Source organism: Vreelandella nigrificans, assembly GCF_002374315.1.
Taxonomy (GTDB): domain Bacteria; phylum Pseudomonadota; class Gammaproteobacteria; order Pseudomonadales; family Halomonadaceae; genus Vreelandella; species Vreelandella nigrificans.
This window is the reverse complement of the sequence record NZ_NWUX01000049.1, coordinates 1-3068: the sequence shown is the minus strand read 5'-3', so window position 1 is coordinate 3068 and position 3068 is coordinate 1. Positions and strand designations below refer to the sequence as shown.

The window sequence follows — 3068 nt, the reverse complement described above, 5'->3', positions numbered from 1 at the left end:
GTTGCTCTGTATGGCGTCATATTGCCTGCGCTCTTCTTCAAACAGGAATACAGGTAGCTGTGCCTGACCGGCCGTGCCGGACTCCCATTCGGATAGCTTTTCATCGACGGACTCATAGAGTTCCATCGATTCTTTCAAGAGCGTGTAGTAATCGTCAAAGCTTTGCGCGCCGGTATCGACATCCTCGCGAACTGATGCTCCTTGGCCTTGGGTATTGGCCAGTGCCCATTCAGGCGTTGCGATGCCTAGCGTTGCTAACTCCAGAATACTGTCGTGATAGCTGGCCATAATGTCAGAGAGCTCATTGACAATTTGTGGCCACCATATCGGGCAAGTAGAAGATGCCGGGGGTGTTGTTTCACACTCTGCGAGAAATTCCTTTGTTTTACTTAACGCCTCGCGGATGGGGAGCCCATCGTTTACCGACTCAGCGGAGGGATACTCTTCAAGTACTCTCTGGCGGCATTGCCGATAGTTTTCTAAAGCCGCTTCGATTTCTTCTTCCCAGGGCCCATAGTAATGATCACCTGACAGGGTGTAGCCATTATCCTGCGCAATGCTGCGGCCGTGGGATTCAAGAGTCAGCATTTCTGAATCTAAATGATTGATACTGTTTCTAAGCCTGGCACGCTCATTGAGTGCATCGGTACCTTCTCGTCCCCGTTGGCCGGTTTGGGGTAACAGCGCCTCCATTTCGGCCTCTTGCCTCTCTTTCTCATTCTTAAGTGATTGATAGCGTTGCTGGTCGGCTTGAGAAAGGAAACTTATCGGCTCTGCTGCCAAGAGGCAGTCCATTATTCCGATATCATGGAGGTGCTGAAGGCGCGTTTCGACATCCTCTTCCCTGGCCCATTCCTTTAGGGTTTCGTCAGCCTCCATCAAGATATCCGACACTTCTTCTGTCAAGAGCCAAAACGTTCGCGTACCTGGCAAATAGATGATGTCTACCCACTCCTGCTCTTGGCAGGCATGAGCGGCACTTGCTTCCATGCGACTTATCGTTTCTGAAGAGGGCCCCGGTGCGTTTGCCGCCAGACCATTTAAATAATGAAAGTTACCATTCATATTAAGCTCTCTAACTCTTGGGTCTTCTTACGGGCCGGGGTATCCATTGCCAAGATTGCTTGCATTCGCCCAGGTAGCGCCTCTGAGCGTTGTATTAAAGGCAGCAGCCGTTTGAAGTGTTCAGTACGGGTAATGCCTGCCTCTATCAACATGCCTAGACGTATTAACCAGCTATCGGGTAATTCGGCCATAGGCATTGTTGTAGTGCTACTCAACCACCACGCCTGCTGGCTCTCTTTAAGGGCTTCTTCCATCTCGGTGGTAAGCTGACATCGCTCTGGCGTTGTTGAGGTAGGCTCTTTGACCTGCCACATTAACCACTGGCCTTGAGGGGTGGGGGTTGCCACCTGGGCCAGCGGGCTTAACCAGTGTGGGTAAATGCTGTTGGATGCGCTGGCAAGTAACGCTGTATACACGGCGGGCTGTTGAAGGTTAATCAATGACTTCCCACCGTGTGGGTCATCTAGTACAAAAAGTGCCCCTAAGTGGTTAGCAATACTTAACAGGGTTTGGTCTGCGCGCCCTTGGCATACCCAGCCTAAGCGCTGTTGACAGAGTGTTTGCGCATAACGCCATGCTTCACTGCCTACTTCAAGATCCAATAGCCACGGGCTTGCCTCCAGCAACGGCGACAGCGGCGTGCCTGCAAACAGCACGACAAAGTCGCGCTTGCCGGTCAGCGATAGTAGCGATCGGCACTGTTCCACCGCGTGGCGCTGGTCGAGTAGCACATAAGCTGTTTGGCCATGCTTGAAGTGACCTTCGAGGCACTCAACTTGGCGGCTACGCTCGCTAATATTGCTTAGCCATCCAGGCATGGGCAATCCTCTCGGGTGCATTGGGTATTATGGATCTTGCCGCAGAGAGGCATGATGGCTGCCTCACTTAACTGGTAATCCTTGAGTTTGGGTAACGAGGTAGGCGGTATCACTTCATGCATCTCCGCCATTGCATGCCCTGGCAGCAATGGGCTTTCTACTGCCAGCCCGGAGCCATTACCGGGGCTGCCGCCTGCGTTCACTCTTACCCGTGGGCCGACGATGGTGACACCACCGCTATCCAATTGGATAAAGCTGCCCCCGGCCTTGAGGGTCATTTCACTCCCCGCCTCTAGCACTACTTTTTGGCCTGCTTTGATGTGCAGTTCGCGGCCGCTTTCGCTTAACCACGCCTGGCCTGCTTTGATATGTAGTGAGCCTTCTACACTGAAGTGCTGCTGGCCTTCGGTGCGTGCAAGTCGATTACCATTCACCCTGTGGTGGTCGTCGTTGTCGATCTCGCTGATGCGGTCGTTGTTGACGTGCAAGAAACTGTCGTTGCGAACCTCTTCAATACGGTCGTTAAGCGTTAATAGCTCCAAGTCTTTCTGGGCGTGGAGCCAAATCTGCTCTTCACCGGCTTCGTCTTCAAAGCGCAGCTCGTTGAAGCCTTCGGCCTTGTGGCTTTGGGTGCGCAGTACCGTGCGGGTTTTGTGCTCCGGTAGTGAGTACGGCGGAATGTTGGAAGCGTGGTAGGTACGACCCGTGATAAGTGGCTGGTCGGGATCACCTTCTAAAAACTCTACGATCACTTCATGGCCGACCCTGGGTATTGCCATACTGCCGTAGCCACCTCCCGCCCAGCCTTGGGCGACACGTACCCAGCAACTCGCCATTTCATTGGGTTCGGCGTAGCGGTCCCAGGGAAACTGCACGTTGACCCGGCCGTGCTCGTCGCAGTGAATCTCTTCCCCTTCGGGGCCAACCACAAAGGCCACTTGGGGGCCATCGACCCGTGGTTTGGGGTTGGGGGTGGCGCGCCAGGGGCTATCACCGGGGATCAGTGTGACGTGATTGTGGTAACGCGTCATACCACTTGCGTCACTTTGGGTCATCCCATCTTCTTCCAGCGCCTGGGGCTGCTCACCCTGATGAATAACCTCAACGGCCTGCCAGTCGCAGTTAAGGCTGTTGGTGTCGTGGTCAGTCAGGGTAAAGCGCAGGCCGGGGGCAAGCTCGGGCAGG

Annotated in this window: 2 protein-coding genes and 1 pseudogene; all 3 read right to left on the bottom strand. The window is 54.3% G+C overall.

Going from position 1 to position 3068, the window contains the following annotated elements; genetic code table 11:
• Positions 1-1065, bottom strand: a pseudogene (locus CPA45_RS22365) (hypothetical protein); the annotation flags it as partial.
• Positions 1062-1883: a DUF4123 domain-containing protein gene (locus tag CPA45_RS22360; protein ID WP_165771610.1), complete on the bottom strand. Its 822-nt coding sequence runs from the start codon at positions 1881-1883 to the stop codon at positions 1062-1064. The gene CPA45_RS22360 and the pseudogene CPA45_RS22365, both read right to left, overlap by 4 nt.
• Positions 1868-3068 (bottom strand): type VI secretion system Vgr family protein (locus tag CPA45_RS22355; protein ID WP_133066819.1); only part of this gene is annotated, 1201 nt, incomplete at its 5' end. The genes CPA45_RS22355 and CPA45_RS22360, both read right to left, overlap by 16 nt.

What these genes read in the sequence shown, in the direction of transcription:
- CPA45_RS22360 (WP_165771610.1), bottom strand. Translation starts at nt 1,883, where the DNA reads ATGCCTGGATGGCTAAGCAATATTAGCGAGCGTAGCCGCCAAGTTGAG.